This window comes from Bacillus sp. AF23, assembly GCF_020861455.1.
In the GTDB taxonomy this organism is placed as follows: domain Bacteria; phylum Bacillota; class Bacilli; order Bacillales; family Bacillaceae; genus Bacillus; species Bacillus halotolerans.
Map to the genome: position 1 here is coordinate 36,395 of NZ_JAJHVY010000031.1, position 24,100 is coordinate 60,494.

Below are 24,100 nucleotides of genomic sequence, written 5' to 3' on the forward strand. Positions count from 1 at the left end.
TCCCCCTTTCACGATTCGAAGTAGTGATGCTTTTGCAAATATTCCTTAGCAACGACAGACGGTTCCTTTAGGTTACCGTCAACTTCATAGTTAAGCTCCTGCATCGTGGCTGTATCGATTTTTCCGATCATTTTCTGAATGATGCCTTCCAGTTCAGGATGTTCTTTAAGCACCTGTTCCGGAACAACCGGAGAACAGTCGTACGGCGGGAAAAATTGTTTATCATCCTTTAGCATTTTGAGATCATAGGACTTGATTCTTCCGTCCGTGGAGTAAGCGAGGACAATGTCCATTTTTCCGCTTTTCACCGCGTCATACACAAGCCCGATCTGCATCGGATACGTGCCGCCGAATGTCATGCCATAGGTTTTTGTAAAATCCTGATAGCCGTTCCCTTTCAGCTTCATCCAATAATTGTCGACGCCCAGCTTTAATTGCGGCGCCCATTTTTTGACGTCTGATACGTTTTCTAAATGATATTGGTCCGCAAGCTTCTTGCTGACGGTAAAGGCATACGTATTATCAAACCCGTAGGAGTCATACCATTTTAAATCATATCTTTTTTTAAACTCCCGCTGTGTCAGCGCCAGCGCTTTGTCCGGATCTTTTTCAGGTTCCATTCTCAGCGTTCCTGTCAGCGCATCGCCGGTATATCTTGTGGCCGCAATATCGATTTCTCCGTTCATCAAGGCCTGCTGCTGCACCGCGTTGGAGCCGAGATTTTTAATGGTTGTTGTTTTTAGATCCGTATGGTGTTCGATCAGCTGTCCAAGCATGCTTGCGATGATTTCTGATTCACTCATGCTTTGCGCGCCGATTTTGATGGTCTGGTCTGAAGCGGCACTGAGCCCGGGAAGCGAACAGCCGCTTAGCATCAGCATTACTGCGAGCGTAAAACCGCTCAGCCATTTAAGATGTTTTCTTTTCATGAGCAGCCTCCTTATGAAACTTCCTTCATTCCCTGCAGTCCGGCAGGCGTGATTTTTCGTTCCGTCAACGCCAGCACATAATCAATGACAATCGCCAATATCGTGACGGGAACCGCTCCTCCGAGGATATATTCCGGCTGATATAAATTCAGGCCGATGAAAATGTAATCACCCAATCCGCCGCCTCCGATAAAGGATGCAAGCGTCGCCCAGCCGATTAAATAAATCGTGGATGTTCTGATCCCCGCCATGATGACGGGCGCGGCAAGCGGCAGTTCCACGAGGCGGATTTGTTCAGCGGCCGTCATCCCGATGCCTTTTCCTGATTCAAGCAGATTTTTATTAACGCCGCGAATCCCGGTATACGTGTTGCGCAGGATCGGCAAAACGGAATAGAAAAACAAGGCCACAATAGCCGGAACTTTTCCGACTCCCAAGAGCGGGATAAAGAAAGCGAGGATTGCCAGACTAGGCAGCGTCTGAATGATATTCACAATGCCGATAATGGTGCCGGCTCCTTTTTTCATTCTGGTAAGCACAATCCCAAGAGGCACAGCGGCAGCCACGCCTAAAATGACGGCGATGAGAGAAATGGTGATATGCTCATATGTTTTGTAAAGCAGCTCGCCTCCGTTGGTTTGCAAAAATTCAATGATATGATCCATGTCTCACAACCTCCCTATGACAATACTGCGAGCTGTTTTTCTTCTCCCCAGATGGACTCATACACAATGTCAACCAGGCTCGCTCTCGTCACAATTCCTATTAAACGGCGGTCTTCATCTACAACCGGCACGTACTTTACACCCCGTTTTAAAATTTTGTGTACTGTATCCCGCAGCAGTGTTGCGCCCAAGACGGTGTAGATGTCTTGATGCAGGACCTCGCCTACGAGCTCGGCTTTCTTCCGGCATTGATCAATGATTTCCACATCTACATAGCCTAGAAGAACGTGGCTGTCATCTACCACCAGCAGCGAGTCGACACGCTCCTGCCTCATCAGCTGGATCGCTTCAGAGAGCGTTTTATCCGCCGTAATGGTCACCGGGTGTGTACTCATCATTTGATCAACCCGCTCAACATCAGGACTTGATGACTGAATCAGGCGCTCCTTGCCGATAAATTCCTCAACAAATGCATTTGCCGGATTTCTCAGAATATCATCAGGCGTTCCGATCTGCACAATCTCTCCGCCTTTTAAAATGACGATCCGGTCTGCTAGCTTAATCGCTTCATCCATATCATGGGTAACAAATACGATGGTTTTATGTAAGGTTTTTTGCAGTTTTTTAAATTCTTCCTGAAGGGAATCCCTCGTAATCGGGTCAAGCGCCCCAAACGGTTCATCCATTAAGATAAGCGGCGGTTCCGCGGCAAGTGCCCGTAATACACCTATTCGCTGCTGCTGTCCCCCGCTTAATTCATGAGGATAACGGTCTAAATATTCAGGTCCCATATCGACCAATTTTAAAAGCTCACGCGCACGTTCTTTCCGCTGCTGCTCCGGCCATTTCAGCAGCTTAGGCACAAGTGAAATGTTCTGCTGAATGGTCATATGGGGGAACAGTCCGATCTGCTGAATGACATAGCCGATCTTACGCCTGAGTTCTACCGGGTCCTGTTCCATCATGTTCTCGCCGTCAATAAAAATCTGACCGGCTGACGGCTCAATTAATCGGTTAATCATTTTCATCGTTGTCGTTTTTCCGCAGCCGCTTGGACCGATAAAACAAATAAATTCACCTTTTTCAATTTCCAGATTCACGCTGTTCACAGCTTTTTTGCCGCCCTTATATGTTTTCGAGACATTTTTTAATGTCAGCAAACATCGCACCTCCAAAATTAAATTCATTCAATTTGTTCAGTTCATATTTAATTTTTCAGATAATTGAATGCTTCCCATTATAGAATAAAGTTTATAAAATAAAAAGTTTACAATTTGTTCATATTATTTATAAACTATGTGTAAACCCTGATTTACCCGTATTGACCGGTAATGATCTCCTTATTGCTCCAATTTCCTGCCAAATTCTATGATTACAGCATTTCCGCCTCATCAAAAATGTGGTATATTGACATCGGAATTGTTAGCTGAAAGGATTGAAACTGTTGGATAAAGATCCGTTAACGATAATTGAACAGACTGAAGACCACCTTATAGAAAGAATCGCGGAAAACATGCATGCATTTGGAATGCCCTCTACCGTTGGACGTGTGCTGGGCATTATTTATATGAATCGCAAGCCGATGACGCTGACGGAATTATCAGAAGCGACCGGCATGAGCAAAACGCGAATGAGCCAGGTCGTGCGGGACATGCTCGATGCCAACATCGCCGAGAAGGTGTTCGAAAAGGGCGTGCGAAAAGACTTATACGATGTTGAGGAGGATTACTACCAAACCTTTATCACTCTGTTTACAGCCACTTGGAGCAAAGTCGTCAGCAAAAATAAAATGATGCATAAAAAACTCAACCGGGAGCTGCTCAGTATCTTGGATGAAGAGCTTTCTCCTGAAGCGGAAGAAAAGGTGAATGAGCTGTTGAAGGAATTAAAGGAATGGCTCGACTATTACAATTGGCTCGGCCGTCTGATTGAGTTTTTTGAGAGTGAAGAGATTTTTAAATATGTGCCGAAACCGTAAAAAACGCCCTGTCATGAACAAGGCGTTTTTTTATTAAGCTGCACTGGCCAGTTTTTTCTTTTTCTTTTTAATCGGGCTTAACGCGCGTTCAAGCCAGCCCATGACCAAATCAGCTATCACCGCCATAAGGGCTGTCGGGATCGCGCCAGCTAATATAATCGCGGTCCCGTTTGTTGCGTTTGACCCCCTGACGATGATGTCTCCGAGACCGCCGGCACCGACAAATGTCCCGATGGCAGTAATGCCGATGGCAATGACGAGCGCGGTGCGGAGGCCGGCCATAATAACAGAAAGCGCCAGCGGAAGCTCGACCATCCGCAGCACTTGAAACTTTGTCATACCCATCGCTTTTCCGGATTCAAGATAGGCATGTTCAATGCTGACAATGCCTGTGTACGTATTTCTGATGATCGGCAGCAGTGAATAAAGAAATAACGATAGAATGACCGTATTCGCGCCGAGCCCCATCACTAGCATCAGCACGGCCAGCATGGCGAGCGCCGGCACCGTCTGGATCACGTTCGTGACGGCGAAAACCCAGCCGCTTAATGTTCTGTACCTGGCAATCAGGATGCCAAGCGGAATGCCGACGATGGCCGCAAACAAAACGCCGTACACCGACATCAGAAAATGGCGGGAAAACTCTTGCAGCACATAACTGCCGTTTTGCGAATAGTAAGAGCCAAGCTGCTGTAATACTTCCATTTGGTCTGCCTCTTTTCTTAGTCAAAATAATGATGTTTCTCTAAAAATTCCTTTGCCACAACAGACGGCTCCTTCAGTTTGCCGTCCACTTCGTAGTTGAGCTCCTGCATGGTTTCCGTGTCAATCTTCCCGATCAGTTTATCAATAATGCCTTCAAGCTCCGGATGTTCCTTAAGCACCTTTTCCGGAATCACCGGCGAACAGTCATACGGCGGGAAAAACTGTTTATCGTCTTCTAGGATTTTGAGATCATACGCCTTAATCCGGCCGTCTGTGGAATAAGCAAGAACGGCGTCCATTTTCTCGTTTTTGACTGCGTCATAAACAAGTCCGATCTGCATCGGATAGGTTGTTCCGAACTCGAATCCATACGTGCTGACAAAACCTTTATATCCGTCGCCCTTCCGTTTCAGCCAGGCATTGTCGACCCCCAGCTTATATTCAGTAGCGTTTTTCTTCAGATCAGACACGGTGTTTACATGCTCCTTTTCCGCAAACTTTTTTGTTACGGTAAAGGCATATGTGTTATCAAACCCGTAAGAATCAAACCATTTATATTTAAAACGTTTGTCAAACTCTTTCTGCACGATATTCAGCGCTTTTTCCGGATCCTTCTCCGCCTCCATTCCGAGGGTGCTCGTTAAATCCGTGCCAGAATAGCGTGTGGCGGATATGTCAATGTCACCGCCGAGCATCGCCTGGTGCTGAACATAGTTTGATCCGAGATTTTTGACTAAAGCCGTATTTAAATCCGTATCGTGTTCAATGAGCTGCGCAATCATATTCGCTAAAATTTCTGATTCTGTTATGCTTTGCGCCCCGACCTTGATCGTATCTTGTGAGGCGCCGCCAAGTCCCGGCAGAGAACAGCCGCTCAGCAGCATGACAAAGGCGAAAGCGAGCGCGCCGATCCATCTGATTTTTTTCGTTTTCAATACAGCCAACTCCTTAAGAAACTTCCTTCATCCCTTGCAATCCCTTCGGTGTCACTTTTCGTTCCGTCACGGCTAGCAAATAATCAATGATAATGGCTAAGATTGTAACCGGCACAGCACCGCCAATGATGTATTCAGGCTGATACAGGTTCAGCCCGATAAAAATGTAATCACCGAGTCCGCCGCCGCCAATAAATGAGGCAAGGGTCGCCCAGCCGATTAAATAGATCGTGGATGTGCGGATGCCTGCCATAATAATCGGAATCGCCAGCGGAATCTCGACGAGCCGGATCTGCTCCCAGCCGGTCATTCCAATCCCTTTTCCTGACTCAAGCAGATTTTTGTTTACACCTTTAATGCCTGTATACGTATTGCGCAGAATCGGAAGCACCGAATAGAAAAATAAAGCGACGATCGCAGGCACTTTTCCCACACCGAGAAGCGGGATAAAAAATGCCAGAATCGCCAGACTCGGCAAGGTTTGCACAATGTTGACGATACTTATAACCGCGCCTGCGCCTTTTTTCATTCTGGTCAGCAGAACGCCGAGCGGCACCGCAACGATAATGCCCAATACAACAGCAATGAGAGAAATGTATAAATGTTCACCTGTTTTATACAGCAGCTCTCCGCCGTTCGTCTGTAAAAAAGTCATCATTTGATTCATGTGTAAGAGCTCCTCCCCTGATCAGATCGTCATTAGCTGGTTTTCCTCGCCCCAGATGGAATCGTATACGATGTCCACAAGGCTTGCTCTTGTCACAATCCCTGCTAAATGGTGCTCTTCATCAACAACGGGAACATACTTAATTCCTTGCTTCAAGATTTTCCGGACGGTATCGCGGAGAAGGGCTCCTTTTTGCACGGTATACATATCCGAGCGGTACACATCACCAACAACGCTCGCTTTTTTGCGGTTTTGATCAATGATTTCAACATCTACGTATCCCTTCAGCACATTTTGCTCATCTACAACAAGCAGCGAGTCGACGCGTTTTTCTCTCATCAGCTGAATGGCCTGAGAAAGCGTTTTGTCCGCTGTGACCGTGACAGGCATTCTGTTCATCATCTGCTCAACCCGCTCAATTTCAGGCCTTGTCTGGATCAGGCGCTCTTTCCCGATAAATTCTTCAACAAATTCATTTGCCGGATTTCTGAGAATCTCATCAGGTGTGCCGACCTGAACGATTTCACCCGCTTTTAAAATCACAATCCGGTCAGCTAGCTTAATGGCTTCGTCCATGTCGTGGGTCACAAACACGATGGTTTTGTTTAACGTTCTCTGCAGTTTTTTAAATTCTTCCTGAAGGGAATCCCGCGTGATCGGGTCAAGCGCTCCGAACGGTTCATCCATTAAAATGAGAGGGGGTTCCGCAGCCAGTGCGCGCAGCACGCCGATTCTTTGCTGCTGTCCGCCGCTGAGCTCGTGGGGATAACGGTCTAAATATTCAGGGCCCATATCAACAAGCTTTAACAGCTCTCTCGCCCGTTCTTTCCGTTTTTCTTCAGGCCATTTCAGCAGTTTCGGGACGAGTGAAATGTTCTGCTGAATGGTCATGTGGGGAAACAAACCGATCTGCTGAATCACATAGCCGATTTTTCTCCGCAGTTCAACCGGGTCCTGTTCCATTATGTTATCTCCGTCGATATAGATCTTTCCTGACGACGGTTCAATCAGTCGATTAATCATCTTCATCGTCGTCGTTTTTCCGCAGCCGCTCGGGCCGATAAAACAGATAAATTCGCCCTTGGCAATATCTAAATCAATGCTGTTCACAGCTTTTTTGCCGCCTTTATATACTTTTGACACTTGTTCTAATTTCAGCAATCCGTGCACCTCCGCAGGTTTCCGTTAATTTTTCTGAAAAGTATAATCTTTATTATAATTTGAACTTTGTAAAATAAAAAGTTTACAATGTGTTGAAATTATATGTTATTTACAGATTATTTATTGTTATGACTCAGGCAGAGAGGGTGTTCTTACAATTACGCCGGATACCTCTCGCTTCCTCCGCATACAGCTGTTTTCAACAACTGGCAGAAATATGATATATTGACACCATCAATTGCCATTTGAAGGGATGATCAGCTGTGGAAAAAACTGCTCTCGACATCATTGAACATGCTGAAGAGCATCTCATCGAGAAGATTGCCGAAAACATGCATACGTTTGGAATGCCTTCTACTGTCGGGCGTGTGCTCGGGATTATTTATATGAATCGAAAACCGATGACGTTAAGCGAGCTGTCAGAAGCAACAGGCATGAGCAAAACGCGGATGAGCCAGGTCGTCCGTGAAATGATTGATGCCAACATTGCCGAAAAGGTGTTTGAAAAAGGCGTAAGAAAAGATCTTTACGACGTAGAGCAGGATTATTATCAAACCTTCATATCTTTATTTGCGGCGAACTGGACAAAGGTCGTGAGCAAAAACAAAGTGCTGTACAAAAAATTAAACCGGGAGCTGACGGATCTTTTACAAAGGGACGAGCTTCCCCGAGAAGCCGAAGAGAAAGTCAATCAGCTGCTGAATGAATTAAGAGAATGGCTTCATTACTATGATTGGCTGAGCCGCTTAATTGAGTTTTTTGAGAGTGAAGAAGTATTTGAATACGTGCCGAAAACAGCTGAAAGCAGCTCCCTGAAGTAAGGGAACTGCTTTTCTACATGATGAGATTAATATTGGAAACATCATACATAAGAACATCGTATACTTCCTCCATGTGACATTGGCCTTACCCAGAGGCTGATTCTTCGCAAACGTTTATAGCCGTTCGGAAACACCGCATGCTACAATGAAGTGACTATGTAAATAGGAAGGATGTATCTATATGTTCAAGAAAATTGCAGCAGATGCACTCGGATTATCAGATATCGGAAAAATTATCGAACCTCAGGATTATGACAAAACAGATGCTGATGACTATGTCATGCATGAAGACAACGAAAAAATTTATTTCCTGATTAAAACAAAAGCCGATGAATATTGCTTCACGAATCTGGCGCTGATCCATGTTGACGGCGAACGTGCCACTTCCTCCAAACGAACGCTGAAACGCTACCCTTATTCCCAATATAAAATCTCTGATGTTTTTCTGGAAACCGCCGGGAAAGTCGATTTGGATGTTGAAATCAAGTTCAAGCTGGGCTCTGAACAATTTGACATCGATGTGCATAAAGAGCAAATTGAAAAGCTGAAAGATTTGTATAAAGCCCTTCTCCGTATCTCTGAAACGATCTATGAAAATGACATTTTGATCAATCAGGCTGAACAAAGTCTGGAACGAGCAGTCACCATCCTTCAGCATACCCGCCCTGAGCACGTCAATATTGAAACACAATACAAAGAGCTGACTGAATTCGGGTTTACATGGGTCACTTCCGTCCGCTCGCAGTACCATATTAAAGATTTCGGTGACGTATTTGAAAAATATATGAATAACTAGAAACAAGACACGGGTTCGCATCTGGCAGCTCGTGTCTTGTTTCTGATACATAATCTTGGAGAAAATTTTTTGGCTGGATATTGGTTACTTTTCTACTTTTTTCTTTTATAATGACATTATTAGTCTATTTTCCCTATATTACATGTAAAAGGAGTCATCATATGTTTTGTCCTCAATGCGGCCATCAAGCAGATGGCGGAAAGTTTTGTGAGAAATGCGGATCGCCTCTTCCACGCCAAGCCGGCGAAAATCAAGGAGCACAGGCGGGAGCTGAAGCTGCAAAACAAGCAGCAAAGCAGTTCGGTTCATTTGTTCTGGCTGTTCTGAAACGCCCTTATCAGGAGTGCAAAACAACAGGCGGCGAACAGCTGATCAGCGGAATCATTACAATGGTGCTTTTCAGTTTACTAACTCCGCTGATGTTTTATATTCTTTTTTCAGAAGGTCCCGGCAGTGCGAGCTTTACAGAAATCTTTTTAAAGCCAACCATTTACTTTGCCCTTTTTATTTTCGGGTTGCATGCATTGATCTTTTTTTCCTTAAAAATCGCGGGAAACCAAGTCTCATTTAAAGATTCATTCTCCAGATTTGGTGCGTTTCTTATTCCATTTACAGCTATTTTGATTCTTGCACTTCTATTGTTTTTATTACATACAGATCTTTGTTTCACCGTGTTAGCGATTGGTTTAATCGGCGCATTCTTCGCTATTCCCCCTGCGATGCTGAGCAGTTACCAGCATTCGTATAAAGGAAAAGCTGATATCATTTACTCAACCATTGTGATTTATCTGATCACGTGCGTTGCGTTTCGGTTCATCATCGAACATTATATCAAAGAGATTTTCCGTTATATCTTTTTTTAAAAAACACCCCCATCGCCTGCTGGTGATGGGGGTTTGTTTTTATTGAATAGATGTTAAATAAATTCTTCCGTCTTTCACTACGCCGGTGTAGGTCCAGTTGTATGTTCTGCGCTTTGTACTGCCGCCTGATTTTGTAATATCAAATTCTTCATATGTTTTAATTGTGATATTCGAGCCGCTTTGATTAAAGCTTTTTACCTCTACATCAATAAATACTTCAGTCGTCCCCTCGCTGTACAGCTTCTTAACCAATTTCTGCTGATCATTATATAATGAACTTCCTTTTTCCAGATTGCCTTCCATGACCGCAAATTCATTTAAATTCACTGCGGTTGATTGATTTGTCAGATAACTAACCATAAATGATGTCACTTGTTCATCCGTGACATCGCCGGCCGATGGGCTTACGCTTGCTTTCTTGCCTTTTGCGTCTGCCCAGGCTGACGTGTACGTCTCTGCATGATCATTTTTTATTTTCTTTATATTTGTGCCGGCAGAATCAAAAGTTGATTCTGCATCTTCGAACATCCACTTTTTCTGTTTTTTATCATATGAAAGCAGATATTCATAGCTCGGGCTCTCATCCGACATTTCAGGTTTCGTATAGTCATTATAATTAGCCGACTGGTGAAGTTCTTTTCCTTTTACTGACGCCTGCCATGTACCGTCATTTTTCTGGGATAGAGCAAATGTATCCAAATCAAAGTCTGTTTCCAGATATTTATCTTTTAAGTAAGAATCCGTGTTTTTCTTCGAATCCACGTTATCTTTTACTTCGGCTTTCCAACTGGCACTTGCCTCTGTCATCTGAGCTGTATTTCCATCAGAAAGCGCTTTGGAATATTGCTTTGTCGTTTTGACAATCGTATTCATGATTGTTTCTTGTGTGTCTTGGTCAGGAATTAATGTTAACTCCATTTCTTTGCTATCAATCGGCACACCCGCTGTTTTTGTTTTTCCCCACGGAAACTCCGCTTCGACCTCAGCTGTCATTGATCCGTCTGTCAGAAGCGGTCCGTATGTGACAGATTTGAACGGATCCTTATGGATGGATTTGCCGTTAATCAGCAAATCTCCCTTTCCATCCTTAATAGCGTCAGCTAAGCTGAATGTTACATTATCCGCTTCCAATGAGAGATCAACACGAAAGCTATTGTCACCAACCGCCTGAATGTCTTCCTTTTTCACAAGATCGACTACATCGTTTTTCAGTTTGGCTGAGACTGTATATTCGCCGGGAATGTACGGTCCGAGGGTTTGTGCTTGATCTGCTTTCTTTACAGATCCGGCTTCCTCTTTATTCACATAGAGATCCGTATGTTTATAATTGCTGGTTACTTCAAAATAAACAGGTGCTATCTTTAAATCATAATGGTCAAATACTAGCAAAGTTTTCCCGTCTTTCTCCGCGTAAACAATATCCTTTTGGACTGTTTCAGCACGCAGCGATGAAAAAAGCTCATCTTTTTTGTCAGGATGATCCTTTAAATATGTAAGAAACGGCTTTACGTTTTGTTTAGTAAGCTTGAGCCTGTCATTTGCCGGTGTTAGCAGCGAAGCGATTTGGTCTTTATCCTCATCATTTACAGCCTGCTCAAATTTGTCGACTAACCTGTCCTTAGAAGTAAGGTACGCTCCGGTTTTATATGCAGTGAATAATATGACGCACGCTGCGGCAATGCTGCTCCATAACATGATGGTTTTCTTAGGGATTGGTTTCCGCGGAGCCTGCCTCGTTTCAGCAGTGCTTGCTGTTTCTTTATTTGCCTGTCTGCTGCTCCCTCCAATCGGGGTGCCGCATTCTTTACAAAACTTGGCCCCTTCATTATTTTTTTGACCGCATTCCTTACAAAACATGTGACTTTCCTCCTGTTTTTTATCCACTATTTTGTACACATTTCCTATGTTACATATTTTATAATAGAATGGTATAAAATTGGAGAAAATCATGAAAATATCTCTATAATCATATGAAAAGGTGGAATGTACGTGCAAAAGCTCAGGATTCAAATAAGAGAAAAAGCAAATGACGAATTATACGATCTATTGCTGCTCGCCGATCCGTCGAAAGACATTGTAGATGAATATCTTGAAAGAGGAGAATGTTACACAGCTTGGGCCGGTGATGAACTTGCCGGTGTTTATGTATTGCTAAAAACAAGGCCGCAAACAGTTGAAATTGTAAATATTGCCGTAAAAGAGTCTCTTCAAAAGAAGGGTTTTGGCAAACAGCTTGTCCATGACGCCATCGAAAAGGCAAAGGAGCTGGGTGCGGACACGATTGAAATCGGCACGGGAAATTCCAGCATTCATCAGCTTTCTCTCTATCAAAAATGTGGTTTCCGCCTGCAGGCCATCGATCATGATTTCTTTACCCGACATTATGATGAGGACATTTTCGAAAACGGCATACAATGCCGTGATATGGTGAGACTTTATTTGGATCTTTAATGAAAGAGCTGCCGTATGATAATCGGCAGCTCTTTCATATAGAAATTAAAAAAACTGATTCGCTTTTTTCCCGGCATCCCGTTGCATTCCCTGCCTCACTGACAGTATGAAAAAAGTCAGCACGAGGGTCAGACCGACAGCCAGAAAAATATAATCAGCGTCCATAAACACAAGAAGCACTGTATAAACAGCTGCTGAAAGAGGTTCTCCCATCTTTACAATAGAAAAAATAAGCGCGAAAATTCTTCCGAAGTATTCAGTCGGAACAGTCTTTTGAAAAAACAGAACTGTTTGCACATCAATATACGAGATAATAACACCTAGTATCAAAAAAATGACACATTCAAGCCCGCTAAGCTGAAAAAACAAAAACATTATGAGCAATCCGACAGCTGTTAAAGTTCTGGGATAGAGCCGTTCAAGCCGCTTAGTATTCCACTTAAAAAATACAGCAAGATTACCTAAGAGCATTCCGCCCTGAAACATTGCATACATGACGGCGAACCACACAGAATAGTTTTCATGAAAACGTTCCACTGCAAGAATCGGCCCCATAACCGAAATAAACCCGGCAATGACAAGATTCACGATAAAAAAATAACCGACAGAAGTCATCCAAGATGAGTTGCCTTTCAGCATTCTGTATCCTGTCTTAAGGGCTTCTGCCCCTTTGCTTTTTAGGCCGGCAGGTTCTGAAATGTGGATAACTGCAATCAATGCAGCGGATACAAAAAAGGCGGTTCCATTAATGAAAAACAGCAGCCCGAACGGAATGGCCGCAAGTAAAACGCCGCTGATCAGCTTTCCGACGATCAGACCAATAAGTTCGCTTGTATTCATTAAAGATGTCGCTTGATCTAGATGTTTCTGAGGGACAAGTATCGGGATAAGCGCGACTTTCGCCGGGGAAAAGAGCATCGATTGCAGCGATAAACAAAATGCGCATACACCGATGATCCATACAGTTAAAAAACCATTTGCGCTAAGGACTGCCAAGAGAATCATAATGACTGCCCTTCCTGTATTACACATATACAATATGGTTTTTTTTCGTAAAGAATCAATTAAGGGGCCTGTAAACATTCCGAAGGTCAGGGGAACGAGCTCGATAAAAGAAATCACCCCGACCAATATTTTACTTCCGGTCAAATCGAGTACAAGAAGCGGAAGCGCGATGAGCCAGACGCCATCCGCCGCGGAAGAAAATACTTGTGCAGACCAAAGTTTTGCATAATTTGGTGTTCGATATGCCGAATCACGGCCGTTTTTGATCTTCATCAGAAGCACCGCCGAACCATTCTAATGTTCTCCATGATTCTTTTCTTTGTGTATAATCCTCTTCCATCACTTCAAATACGATACCTGTGCCATCACCGCGGTGTATCTCTTTTAACATCTCTGCTGCTTGTCTGAGCAATGTTTCATCTATCGTTCCTTCTGCGGGATGACGCCCTTCAAAACAGCGGACACCTCCATGCGGGAAGGCTAGCTGGCAAAACGAACTGAAATGATAATGTTTAATGCTGTCCTTTAAGGAAAGAAATTGAAAAAAGTCAGGGTATCTCAGCTTTTCATTCCTGAACATAAGTGATGATGATAAATGTGTCTGATAGGTAATGGCCCAATGACACAGATCCCATGTAATCCCGATATGTTTTAAACCGAGCTGAATCAGTTCCTCAAAATCCTCAGGATAAATGAATATCGGGTCAAAGTCTTCGCCCAGATTCCCGATAATCGGCAGATTTTCGACTCCAATCCATATATCTGTTCCTTTTAGCTCTTCATCAAACTCTGCAAAAAATTCAATGACTTTTCTGCGGTTTCCTTCTAAATCATAGCCTTGAAATTCTTCAACGGACATAAATTGATTGGCATGAACAATTATCCCCTTGGCGCCATATACATCCGCAAGCTCTGCAAAATGAAGCAGACGGTCCTTTATATGCGCTTCATGAACATAATCCGCATTGTCGGTGGGAAAATGAAGTGTCAATAATGACGGCTCAAGCTGTTTTGTGTAATCAAGTGTCCGCTTGAAGGTTTTCACATAATCTGTTGCTTCAAACGATTTTCCGTCAAAAATATTGGCTTCAAGGCCGTATCCTGCTTCGACCCACTTTTTATCAATTTGCTTCGGGTCTAACCCGAAAAACGGTATTTGCGCAATCATCCGTCACCACGTCCCTCTCACAAGCATAAAAGCTTCTGCTGCAGAAAAACCGGATTTAGCTCCCCAAACATATGCATTATTTTCAATCGCTTGCAAGGACCGCGGATGCGGGAAATCCCTCAGCTCCGAATCGTAGCACGCCATAGCCTTCAGCTTCAGTTCAAGCTCTTCTTCTATATTAATGAAGAAATTCGCGTGGAATTGATCCTTATTCAAATAGTTCCACTCTGTCGAGGATAATGTTTCGTATGCCAGGACCTGTTTTACGGAATGACCTGGAAGCGGGCGGGTTGCCGTCATCACCGCTCTGAATACTACGGTATGGTCAATATTAATATCACCGCCGTATTGTGTATATACAATATCCGGCTGAAAGCGTTCAATTTGTTTTTCTGCTTCTTTTACGACATCCAGCAAATCCAGTGAATCAAGCCTGTTATCAGGAAGATTTAATCTGACAAAATCGCTTATGCCGAGCGTGCTAAGCGCTTGTTCCGTTTCACTATAGGAATGCTGCATGAGCGAATCACAAGGTTTTTCATAGTCTTCTTTTCTGGACGATTTTCCCTCAGCCATAATGACAGCCGACACACTGTCTCCTTGACGGACATGTTTCGCCAGAGCTCCGCCGACGCCGATAATTTCATCGTCCGGGTGCGCCGCAAATACCATTACTTTCATTATATTGTCCCCCTTTGATTAACGTTTCGGAAATATCCGCCCCGCAATTCATAAGCATATCAAGCATAGAGAGATGAGGAATGTGCTCTCCGAATAACTGCGGATAATGTATTGTCCTGATTTGCTGGTATTCGATTGTAATTCCGCTTCTATCAAAATCACTTTCTATTAAATAGTCTGATCCTTGGCTGCCTGAATAATAATGATCAGCCCCTAGTTCCTTACAAAGTGCGAGCACAAAATCACTCTTTTTTTCATTCCGGCATTCGAGCTCCGAAACATAGCAAATTGGCGTTGAAATACGAAGTTCACGCAGAAAAAAATCAATGATGTACATATTCAAATCGTGAAGGTACTCCCATTCCTGCTGATAGACATCTTTAAAAAACATTTGATATTCCTCGAAATAGGGAGCCTTTGCATAATTCATTTTTATCGCCATCCAGTGTTTCTTTCGCCAGTCTTGTTCTTGATCAATTTTCATATCACGTAGCTCAATATCCTTATAATTTTTCATCTGCAGAGGAACAGTCAGCCACGTAGGGCCTTGAGACGTTTTTATCCTGTTCCGATTGAGAAATCCTTTTTTCTCAAACTGGGCTGTATCGTGAATCGCAAATACATCTGATTTATGGATTTTTTCAAAAAAACCATACCAAGGGAGATAACTGGACTGATGGCCGCTTACCACTTTTACTCCGTTTCTGTGAAATGTCGACATCGTTTCTCTTCAGCTCCCCAATATCGTTTCGGTCTGGCAATTTCTTTACTGTGAGAATATCCAAAATCAACCCATTGAAGCTTCTTGTCGATGGCGAATGATAAAGCGTTCCGCATTAACAGATAAGAAGCCTGCGTTTCTTTACCGGCAGGGCTGTTTACATTCTGCCAATAATAGAAATGAGAATGGTCATATAGAAAAATACTGCTGCTGATCATTTCATTCTCAAGAAATGCCCCTACCCAAAAGACTTGTCTGCCAAGGCTTTCATGCAGCCTCTGAAAAAAATCCTGGCTTAGCATATATGCTGCGCCGATAGCTGCTATATGCGCCTTATACAAATCGTAAAACTCATGAATCGACTCCTGTCCGATTAAGCGGACGGATACATTTTTCTTTTCCGCATATCTGACTGCAGTCCGTGCTTTTCCCGAACAGTTTGTCCATAGCTCTTCAAATGTAACGGGAAGCGATAAAATATGTGTTGTTTTCTCTTCCCATTGTTCTCCCGTTTCTTCGATAAAAGGAGTTTGGTCATGCGGAAGCAGGAGCCGCGATAGTTTCTGTCCAAATAATGCTTTGATTTCACTTTGCAGCCATTCGAATGAAATTGGACGGTCTGAAATGACGCCGCCGTATCCTATCATATTACCGCTGAGCGAGCCATTCTGCTCAAACACCGGAACATATATCACTTGTCCGCCGTCCGATGTCAGCCTGACGGGGTGAAACGAGGTATTGGGGAGCTCTTCCATGAGCTTCCCCCAATCATAGCTTTGAAACAACCCAGCCTGAAATATGTCAGCAGCCCGATCCCATGCTTGAGGAGTTACGGAAAATGCTGTTTTTTCCACGATATATCACCAACATTCATTTCTTATTCTTTTGCTTTGCATACGTTAAAACAGTTTCAGCAATATACTTCACCTGCTCTGTGCCAAGAGGCGGTTTGAATGGCAGCGAAAGAACTCTTTTCCAAAGAGAATTTTCATCCTCAAGTTGTGAATAAGGCTGATATAGCGGAATCAGGTGAAGAGGAAGGTAGTTCCAGCATGTTTGAATGCCTTTTGCCGCTAAATAAACGGAGCAATCGTACCTTTCGCCTTCATGAGGAAATACGATTGTCAAATAGTTCAGGCTCTCTCCCGCCTGAGGCTGAATCATCTTGATCCCGTATAACTCTTCGGCCTCCGCAAAAATGTATCTTGCCGTCTCCAAATTTCTTGATGAGTCTTTCACCAACCGCTCCATCTTGGACAGCTGGTATTCGATAATGGCTTGTCTCACCGGATGCATTCGCAATAAAGGGACAGTAGCAGGTTTTTTCGGAAGGACTTCAAGTTTGCTCGTTTTTAAAGAAGTACGAACACCTGCTTTTCTGAATAAGAAAGATAGAGCCTTAGAACTCATCAAGGCCTGCATTCGCTGCTGTCTCATATAAGCATCATAATCAGCATTGACTTGCTTTCGCTGTTCCATCGGCAGCCTGCTGATTTTGTCCAGCACATCTTTCCGAGCGATTAATGCTCCGCCCCCTATACTGCCGAGAGGCTTCGACATTCCAAAGCTCAAGATACCGAAATCCCCCAAACCGCCTGCAAATGTTCCGGCTTGTTTTGTAAACATAGCCTGAGCAGCATCGTCGATGACATGAATACGCTTCGCTTTCGCCCACTCAATAAGATTCATGTTTTCCTTCCGACCGTAGACGTGTGTCAAAATGACAGCGCATGTCCTCTCGGTCACTTTGTTTTTCACATCTTCAAAAGACAGGGATAAATCATCATCCAGATTAGCGAAAACTGGAGAAGCCCCGGATTGAAGCACAGCATCAATTACATTCGGACAGCTGAAAGAAGAAAAAATAACTTCTTTTCCAGGCTCCGCTCCGGAAAGTTTCAGTGCAAGCACCAACGCCGCACTTCCGCTCGAAGTTAATTCGATACCCTTTCCATAGCGTTTTTCCAGTTTTTCTGCCAACCTGGTTTTTTTAGCTGAGATGAAATGAGTGAATGCCGGGAAAAGACTTCTGCCTGAAAGCTGCCTCGCATAAATGGGAAACTTGATCTGTTTGGGATTCTCAGGATAATGAAAGTTTTTGTTTTTGTCTTTCAACTTTAATCATCCTCAGGCCTTCATCAAGGTGAACTTTAGGAGCATATCCAAGCATTCGCTTTGCCTTCTCGATGGAAGGAGCACGTTTGAAAATTTCAATGTCTTTACCTCGGACACCATCCTCACCCAGCTTTTTAAAGGTGTAATTCTCTTTCTTCCTGCCTGTCATTACGTTGATTTTCTCTGCCAGCCCTTTTATGCTGATGGGCAAATTGTTTCCTATGTTGAAATCTTCAAAGTCACTGCCTTTGTGCATAAGTGCCAGATATGTTCCGTTAACGATATCACTAATGTAGCTGAAGCATCTGATTTGGCCGCCGTCTCCATAAAGAGGAAGCTCTGCACCAGATTCAGCCAAACTGAAGAACTTGTTAATGACAAAGTCCTCCCGCTGCTTCGGGCCGTATACATTAAAGTACCGAACAACTCTAACATTCAGCGAGTTTGATGCCTGCTCCCTCAAATATTCCTCTGACTTCAATTTTGCTTTTCCATAAGCAGATTTAGGGAGCTTCTTACTCGATTCCGTATACGGATAATCGGGTGAGTCCCCGAAAACCTCTGAGCTGGAGGAAAAAAGAAGGGTTTTGATGCCTAGCTCCTTGCATACCTCCGTTACGTTTTTCGTTCCCTCAAAATTTACCTTGATGACGTCCTCTTCATTGCTGCGGCAGCTGTCTACTCCGACCATTGCCGCTAAATGAACAATAGCATCTGCTCCTTTTAATGATTCCTTAAGCGAGTGCCGATCTAAAATATTCGTTTGTCGGAACTCCGCCTGAAAATCCGGCTTTTTTTGATCAGCGATGATCGCATGATAGCCTTTATTCTGTAATAACTTGGCTAATTCACTTCCTATAAAGCCTGCTCCGCCTAAGATAGCAATGTGTTTCATTGTCCGACCTCCTGGTTTAAAGATAAAACATCTTTCATTGATTGAACGATATATTGGCAATCTTCCTTCGATAGCTGGCTATAAAGAGGCAGTGATACAATTTCAGGAAAGATGCGTTCAGTTACCGGCAGCTTTGCGGGAAAATGCTCACTATAGTAGGGATGCATATGCACAGGGATAAAGTGGACACTCAAGCCAATATGTTTCGCTTTCATATTTTCAATAAACTGGTCTCGCTCCATTTCCCCGCGTTTTTTCACCCGCAGAATAAACAAATGCCAAGAGTGGGTGATATGGCTGGGGATATCTGTCAAAGGAAGTTCTGCTCTTTCTGATTGATTTGTAAGCTCAGACGCATAATAGTTTGCGATTCTTGTCCGTTTTTCTTGGATCTCAGCAGCACGTTTCAATTGAATGAGCCCGAGCGCAGCCTGGATATCTGTCATGTTGTACTTAAAGCCGGGAAGTAAAACATCATATCGCCAGCTGCCCTTTTCACCGTATCGATTCCAAGCATTTTTTGTAATGCCATGCCACCCATACAGTCTCGCTCTCTCAGCTGCCTCTTCATCCTTAAGAATAAGAGCTCCTCCTTCTCCCGTCGTAATATTTTTGGTTGCATAAAAGCTGAAGCATACTGCATCTCCGTGTGTGCCGATCATCTTCCCTTTATATCTTGTCCCAAGCGCGTGAGCGGCATCTTCAATCAAGTACAGTCCATTTTCCTTGCATATGCTGCTAAGCTCATCCAAATTTGCAGGATAACCTGCAAAATGGACCGCAATGACTGCTTTTGTGCGCGGAGAAAGTTTTTGTCTCACATCTGCCGGATCTATACATAAATCATCCTCGCAAATGTCCGCAAAAACCGGGGTTGCTCCGACATGCAAAATGACGTTTACACTTGAACAAAACGTGAAGCTTGGAACAATGACTTCATCGCCTTCTCCTACACCGAGTGCAAGCAATGCCATGTGTAAGGCAGCTGTTCCTGAATTACAGCTGATTACGTGTTCCGCGCCTAGATATTCGCCCAGCTTTTTTTCAAATTCAATCACTTTCGGACCTTTTGAAATCCATCCTGACTTGATTGTTTCGGCTACAGTTTCCAGTTCTTCGTTTGTGATATCAGGTCTGTGAAAAGAGATAAATCGTTTACTAATGGTAGTTCCCTCCTATAGTGTGACAAGCTTTGCATTGTCAGCCATTTTTTCTCTGCAAATATTTCTGGTATCGAAAATAATAGGGGCTGTATCCTGAAATATGCTGTAATTTATATCATCATGATCAGTATGAATAATGACGACATCATATTGATTGATCTGGTCCTTGGTGAAAGGGACGGAGCGCTTGATGCTGCCGTCTTCCAGGCGGATTTCACTGATAAAAGGATCATAGTAATCTATCGTGCATCCCTTTTTCATCAGATCATCGATAATTGCAAATGCAGAAGACTCACGAGAATCATTGGTATTTTTTTTATAAGCAGCACCTATTAATAAAATGCTGCACGGTTCTTTATCAACCAGCTTCATGGCATAGTCAGACACTGAAAACGGCATTTCAGAATTAATTTCATCTGCTAAATCAATCAGCTTTGTCTGCAATCCCTTTTGATTGGCTATCCATTTAAAATAAAAAGGATCAATCGGTATACAATGGCCGCCTACGCCAGGGCCGGGGCTGAATTTTTGAAATCCGAACGGCTTTGTGTCTGCCGCATTGATCACTTCCCAAATATCAATATCGAGTTCTCGGCAATTAAGTGCCATTTCATTGATGAGAGCTATATTTACATAACGGTAGGTATTCTCTAGGAGTTTAGCTGTTTCTGCTACTTCAGGTGAGGTTACTGGATGAATGCTTGCAACGATGGTGTTGTAAAACGCTGAGGCAAGTTTTGTGCAATTCCGGGTCATTCCGCCGACCACTTTAGGGATATCGGCAACTTCATATTGGCTGTTCCCAGGATCAATTCGTTCAGGAGAATAAGCCATAAAAAAATCTGAGCCTATGTTTACCTGACGCCCTGTTGCCATTCTATCGGCGATTTTTTGTTTGGTTGTACCCGGATAGGTTGTACTTTCTAAAATTAAGAGCTGATTTGTTCTTCCGTAAGCCAACATGCTGTCAACTGCACTGTCTATGTAGCTCAGATCGGGAATTTTATCTTTTTTGTTCAAAGGTGTCGGAACACATATCACAATAATGTCGCAGTGTTCAATGAGAGACATATTCTCACTCACTTGAAAACGCTCTGTGTGCAGTGCCCCTTTTAATTGGTTATCGTCTATATCCCGAATATGGCTGCGCCCGTCTTTCAGCAAAGAAACTTTTTCACTGTTTCTATCGAAGCCGATGACGCTGTATCCTTTATTGACACATTCCAATGCAAGAGGAAACCCCACATACCCCATCCCTAATACACCTACAACAGCCTGTTTTGTTTCAATCAATTCTAAAAGCCGCTTATGACCGAGGTTTCGAGCTTCTTGTGTGACAGGATTCATTTTTGGACCCCCTATAAGATAGAAAAGGATATATTTTTACAAAATTAAACAATTATCGATCGATACTGCAATTATAACAAAAGTAAAAAACCGGTAAATGAGTTTTGTATCCTTTTATTTTGTAGGACATTATGTTGAAATCTACTAATAATTGGTATTTTATGTACCTATGATAAGGTATTTATTAGGAGAATGGTGAGAAGATCTCCCTCAATTGAAAGAATTTAATGAAAAATTAAAAAAACAGGCCGAAGCCTGTTTTTTATTCTCTATTCGCCTCTTTTACAGCAGATAGCAAGAGCTGCCCCGCTTCCTTCAATCTATCTTTGCTGATATGTGTTATATTATCATTTTCAGTGTGATACCATGAACCAGGCTCTTGTGTATCTGGGCTGAGCCAAATCCAATTAGCTGAAGGTATGCCCGCTTCATAAAAAGACACGTGATCCGAGTATCCCAGTTGTGTGAGGCGAGGTGCTTCAAGCTGTGCTTTCCGGGCAGCGTTTACTGCATAATTGACACTTGCATTTTTTTTGCCATCCGGAGTGGTTATATACATTTGGCTGGCTTCTTTCCAGTCAGTCGCAATCATATCAGCGTTAAAGTTTGCACAGCTGTGTTTGATTTCATCTGAAGTAAGCGTACTGACATAATATGAAGAACCCGCTGACCACAGCTCTTCAGCTCCGAATAAAATAAAACGGATTTCTTTGTTTTTAGGAAGATCCTTGCTTTGCTTACTCATCTCCAGCACAGCAGATGTGCCTGATGCATTATCATCAGCCCCAGGTGCACCTTTAACTGTGTCATAATGGGCAGTTACATAAAGAATATCCGGGTGTTTTGTGTGCTGCGCTTTGCGTGTCGCTATTATATTCTGTGAAGTGCGGTTTTGATAGTTCTTAAATTGAATGACAGCCTGCTTTTCTTTCAGCAAAGCTTCTCCGTCTTCTTTTTTCATTCCCGCTGTCGGTATTGTGGTGTGTTTTGGTTTTACCGGACGGATCGCGAGAGGTTTTGTCTTGCGGTTATAAATAATGACAGCTTTCGCACCAGCATCTTGGGCGTTTTTTATTTTTTGAGATACTGATATTTTCCCCTCTCTAATAACGGCTATTTTTCCTTTTGCTTCTTTTACTTCAAGGCTTAACCCATAGCCTCCGTCAAAGACGGCAGCCTCTATTTTTTCTTCATCTTCCACAAAGTTCTTATCTGCTGAGCGTATTGGATATTCATGATCGCCTGCCATGACTGAACCAGTAAAATATGTTTTCACATGAAATGGCTGAATACGGACAGTTAACCCCTCATCTTGAAGCCGTTTCGATATGTATGATGCCGCTTCTTTTTCTTTCTCTGTCCCTGTTTCTCTCGGACCTATGACTTCACTAAGCTCATGAATGGTTTCATATGCATGCTCTTCATCAAACAACGGGGCCATTTCAGACACAAAAAGAGGCTGCTTCTCATTCAGCTGTTCAGCCGAAGCTCCCCATATGACGCTTCCGGCCAGTGCTGCGGACATTAATATCAGTTTCATTTTTACATTCCTCCTCTTATTCACTCTTTCTTTTCGGTTCTGCTGTGTTGATTCCTTTAAAAAGCAATAAAATGAATACTAATTACCAAATCAAGGTAATCAGATAGAAGGAGAATAAGAATGACAGCTAGGAAAGTTTGCATAAAAAAGCCGCCGAGACATATCTCGGCGGTCTTTTTATTACTTATTCAAGTTGTAGAAAGAGTTAATACCGTGGTATTGAGCAGTTTCAGCCAACTGATCTTCGATGCGAAGAAGCTGGTTGTATTTCGCAACACGGTCCGTACGTGACGGAGCACCTGTTTTGATTTGTCCTGCGTTTGTTGCCACAGCGATGTCAGCAATTGTGCTGTCTTCAGTTTCACCAGAACGGTGAGAGATAACAGCAGTGTAGCCTGCGCGTTTCGCCATTTCGATCGCATCGAATGTTTCAGTCAATGTACCGATTTGGTTTACTTTGATCAGGATAGAGTTGCCTACGCCGTTTTTGATACCTTCAGCAAGTTTTTTCGTGTTTGTAACGAAGAGGTCATCACCAACAAGCTGAACTTTTTTGCCAAGACGCTCAGTAAGAAGCTTGTGGCCTTCCCAGTCGTTTTCGTCAAGTCCGTCTTCGATAGAGATGATTGGGTATTTAGAAACCATTTCTTCGTACCAGTCAACCATTTCAGCAGATGTTTTCACAACGCCTTCGCCAGACAGATGGTATTTGCCGTCTTCTTTGTTGTAGAACTCAGAAGATGCAGCGTCCATTGCAAGTTTTACTTCTTCGCCAGGTTTGAAGCCGGCTTTTTCGATTGCTTCAACGATTGTTTGAAGCGCTTCTTCGTTAGAACCAAGGTTTGGAGCGAATCCGCCTTCATCACCTACAGCTGTGTTCATTCCTTTAGCAGAAAGAACTGATTTCAGGCTGTGGAAGATTTGAGCGCCCATGCGAAGTGCTTCACGGAAGTTAGGAGCACCTACTGGCATGATCATGAATTCTTGAATATCTACGTTGTTGTCAGCATGCTCTCCGCCGTTGACGATGTTCATCATCGGTACAGGAAGCGTTTTTGAGTTGAATCCTCCAAGGTATTGGTAAAGAGGAATCTGTAAGAAATCAGCAGCTGCGCGCGCACAAGCCATAGATACGCCAAGGATTGCGTTCGCACCGAGTTTGCCTTTGTTTTCAGTACCGTCAAGCTCGATTAAAAGCTGATCGATTGCGTTTTGTTCAGTTACATCAAAGCCAAGAAGCTCTGGAGCAATGATTTCGTTTACGTTGTTAACAGCTGTTAACACGCCTTTTCCAAGGTAACGGTCTTTGTCGCCGTCACGAAGCTCAACTGCTTCGTATTCACCTGTAGAAGCTCCGCTTGGCACTAATGCGCGGCCGAAAGCTCCTGTTTCTGTATATACTTCAACTTCAACTGTTGGGTTGCCGCGTGAGTCTAATACTTCGCGTGCATAAACATCAACAATGTATGGCATGAGTTTGTCTCTCCTTTGATT

At 43.4% G+C, this 24,100-nt stretch carries 24 protein-coding genes; 5 read left to right on the plus strand and 19 right to left on the minus strand.

Annotation, left to right across the window (positions count from 1 at the left end):
• Window positions 1–8: 8 nt before the first annotated feature.
• From opuBC to opuBA, 3 genes are read right to left on the minus strand one after another with little or no spacing between them, the layout of a single operon-like run.
• Entirely contained in the window at window positions 9–929 is a 921-nt protein-coding gene (gene opuBC / locus LNN34_RS17290) for a choline ABC transporter substrate-binding lipoprotein OpuBC (RefSeq protein WP_044159129.1), read from the minus strand.
• A gap of 11 nt (window positions 930–940) precedes the next feature.
• On the minus strand, window positions 941–1,594 hold the full coding sequence (locus tag LNN34_RS17295) for an ABC transporter permease (RefSeq protein WP_044159130.1): 654 nt from the start codon (window positions 1,592–1,594) through the stop codon (window positions 941–943).
• A 14-nt stretch (window positions 1,595–1,608) separates the two neighbouring features.
• Entirely contained in the window at window positions 1,609–2,754 is a 1,146-nt protein-coding gene (gene opuBA, locus LNN34_RS17300; RefSeq protein WP_059292538.1) for a choline ABC transporter ATP-binding protein OpuBA, read from the minus strand.
• A 284-nt stretch (window positions 2,755–3,038) separates the two neighbouring features.
• On the opposite strand from opuBA, the gene LNN34_RS17305 reads away from it, so the two are divergent.
• Window positions 3,039–3,572 carry a GbsR/MarR family transcriptional regulator gene (locus LNN34_RS17305; RefSeq protein ID WP_229043956.1) on the plus strand — a complete coding sequence of 178 codons (534 nt, stop codon included), beginning with the start codon at window positions 3,039–3,041 and terminating at the stop codon, window positions 3,570–3,572.
• Between the two features lie 33 nt (window positions 3,573–3,605).
• Here the strand turns inward: LNN34_RS17305 and opuCD are convergent, their stop codons facing one another.
• The 4 genes from opuCD to opuCA all read right to left on the minus strand — a co-directional run bounded on the left by opuCD (window position 3,606) and on the right by opuCA (window position 7,040).
• Window positions 3,606–4,277, minus strand: coding sequence for a glycine betaine/carnitine/choline/choline sulfate ABC transporter permease OpuCD (opuCD, locus tag LNN34_RS17310; RefSeq protein ID WP_044159134.1), 672 nt, complete (start codon window positions 4,275–4,277; stop codon window positions 3,606–3,608).
• A 17-nt stretch (window positions 4,278–4,294) separates the two neighbouring features.
• On the minus strand, window positions 4,295–5,161 hold the full coding sequence (gene opuCC, locus LNN34_RS17315) for an osmoprotectant ABC transporter substrate-binding lipoprotein OpuCC (RefSeq protein ID WP_083244514.1): 867 nt from the start codon (window positions 5,159–5,161) through the stop codon (window positions 4,295–4,297).
• A 64-nt stretch (window positions 5,162–5,225) separates the two neighbouring features.
• Window positions 5,226–5,879, minus strand: coding sequence for a glycine betaine/carnitine/choline/choline sulfate ABC transporter permease OpuCB (gene opuCB / locus LNN34_RS17320; RefSeq protein ID WP_229043958.1), 654 nt, complete (start codon window positions 5,877–5,879; stop codon window positions 5,226–5,228).
• A 21-nt stretch (window positions 5,880–5,900) separates the two neighbouring features.
• Entirely contained in the window at window positions 5,901–7,040 is a 1,140-nt protein-coding gene (gene opuCA / locus LNN34_RS17325; RefSeq protein WP_024122876.1) for an osmoprotectant ABC transporter ATP-binding protein OpuCA, read from the minus strand.
• 263 nt (window positions 7,041–7,303) lie between these two features.
• On the opposite strand from opuCA, the gene opcR reads away from it, so the two are divergent.
• The 3 genes from opcR to LNN34_RS17340 all read left to right on the plus strand — a co-directional run bounded on the left by opcR (window position 7,304) and on the right by LNN34_RS17340 (window position 9,520).
• Window positions 7,304–7,861 (plus strand): opuC operon transcriptional regulator OpcR, encoded by a 558-nt coding sequence (opcR, locus tag LNN34_RS17330; protein WP_044159138.1) that lies wholly within the window; start codon window positions 7,304–7,306, stop codon window positions 7,859–7,861.
• A gap of 181 nt (window positions 7,862–8,042) precedes the next feature.
• Complete coding sequence (locus LNN34_RS17335) at window positions 8,043–8,657, plus strand: PH domain-containing protein (protein ID WP_024122878.1); 615 nt, start codon at window positions 8,043–8,045, stop codon at window positions 8,655–8,657.
• A gap of 161 nt (window positions 8,658–8,818) precedes the next feature.
• Window positions 8,819–9,520, plus strand: a complete 702-nt coding sequence (locus LNN34_RS17340; protein ID WP_024122879.1) for a zinc ribbon domain-containing protein — start codon at window positions 8,819–8,821, stop codon at window positions 9,518–9,520.
• Between the two features lie 39 nt (window positions 9,521–9,559).
• Here the strand turns inward: LNN34_RS17340 and LNN34_RS17345 are convergent, their stop codons facing one another.
• Window positions 9,560–11,377 carry a zinc ribbon domain-containing protein gene (locus tag LNN34_RS17345; RefSeq protein ID WP_229043960.1) on the minus strand — a complete coding sequence of 606 codons (1,818 nt, stop codon included), beginning with the start codon at window positions 11,375–11,377 and terminating at the stop codon, window positions 9,560–9,562.
• A 126-nt stretch (window positions 11,378–11,503) separates the two neighbouring features.
• Here LNN34_RS17345 and LNN34_RS17350 point away from each other — a divergent pair, with 126 nt between their 5' ends.
• On the plus strand, window positions 11,504–11,971 hold the full coding sequence (locus LNN34_RS17350; RefSeq protein ID WP_081638366.1) for a GNAT family N-acetyltransferase: 468 nt from the start codon (window positions 11,504–11,506) through the stop codon (window positions 11,969–11,971).
• Window positions 11,972–12,016: 45 nt separating this feature from the next.
• Here the strand turns inward: LNN34_RS17350 and LNN34_RS17355 are convergent, their stop codons facing one another.
• The 11 genes from LNN34_RS17355 to eno all read right to left on the minus strand — a co-directional run bounded on the left by LNN34_RS17355 (window position 12,017) and on the right by eno (window position 24,079).
• Window positions 12,017–13,249, minus strand: coding sequence for an MFS transporter (locus LNN34_RS17355; RefSeq protein ID WP_103671312.1), 1,233 nt, complete (start codon window positions 13,247–13,249; stop codon window positions 12,017–12,019).
• A complete protein-coding gene (locus LNN34_RS17360; RefSeq protein ID WP_095713004.1) occupies window positions 13,227–14,144 on the minus strand; it encodes a TIM barrel protein in 918 nt (305 codons plus the stop codon). The genes LNN34_RS17355 and LNN34_RS17360 overlap by 23 nt, the downstream gene beginning before the upstream one ends.
• A 3-nt stretch (window positions 14,145–14,147) precedes the next feature.
• Window positions 14,148–14,825 (minus strand): PIG-L deacetylase family protein, encoded by a 678-nt coding sequence (locus tag LNN34_RS17365; protein ID WP_024122884.1) that lies wholly within the window; start codon window positions 14,823–14,825, stop codon window positions 14,148–14,150.
• The gene (locus tag LNN34_RS17370) at window positions 14,788–15,546 is read right to left on the minus strand and encodes a WbqC family protein (RefSeq protein WP_101859935.1); all 759 of its coding nucleotides are present in this window, start codon (window positions 15,544–15,546) and stop codon (window positions 14,788–14,790) included. The genes LNN34_RS17365 and LNN34_RS17370 overlap by 38 nt, the downstream gene beginning before the upstream one ends.
• Window positions 15,519–16,400, minus strand: a complete 882-nt coding sequence (locus LNN34_RS17375; protein WP_229043962.1) for a GNAT family N-acetyltransferase — start codon at window positions 16,398–16,400, stop codon at window positions 15,519–15,521. Before LNN34_RS17375 ends, LNN34_RS17370 begins: the two co-directional genes overlap by 28 nt.
• Window positions 16,401–16,416: 16 nt before the next feature.
• Window positions 16,417–17,661: an aminotransferase class V-fold PLP-dependent enzyme gene (locus tag LNN34_RS17380; protein ID WP_229043964.1), complete on the minus strand. Its 1,245-nt coding sequence runs from the start codon at window positions 17,659–17,661 to the stop codon at window positions 16,417–16,419.
• Window positions 17,627–18,556: an NAD-dependent epimerase/dehydratase family protein gene (locus LNN34_RS17385; RefSeq protein WP_229043966.1), complete on the minus strand. Its 930-nt coding sequence runs from the start codon at window positions 18,554–18,556 to the stop codon at window positions 17,627–17,629. Before LNN34_RS17385 ends, LNN34_RS17380 begins: the two co-directional genes overlap by 35 nt.
• Entirely contained in the window at window positions 18,553–19,719 is a 1,167-nt protein-coding gene (locus LNN34_RS17390) for a DegT/DnrJ/EryC1/StrS family aminotransferase (RefSeq protein ID WP_125825419.1), read from the minus strand. Before LNN34_RS17390 ends, LNN34_RS17385 begins: the two co-directional genes overlap by 4 nt.
• 12 nt (window positions 19,720–19,731) lie before the next feature.
• Entirely contained in the window at window positions 19,732–21,066 is a 1,335-nt protein-coding gene (locus tag LNN34_RS17395) for a nucleotide sugar dehydrogenase (RefSeq protein WP_229043968.1), read from the minus strand.
• A 262-nt stretch (window positions 21,067–21,328) separates the two neighbouring features.
• Entirely contained in the window at window positions 21,329–22,606 is a 1,278-nt protein-coding gene (locus LNN34_RS17400) for a M20/M25/M40 family metallo-hydrolase (protein WP_229043971.1), read from the minus strand.
• Window positions 22,607–22,786: 180 nt separating this feature from the next.
• Window positions 22,787–24,079, minus strand: coding sequence for a phosphopyruvate hydratase (gene eno / locus LNN34_RS17405; RefSeq protein WP_003151625.1), 1,293 nt, complete (start codon window positions 24,077–24,079; stop codon window positions 22,787–22,789).
• Window positions 24,080–24,100 lie beyond the last annotated feature (21 nt).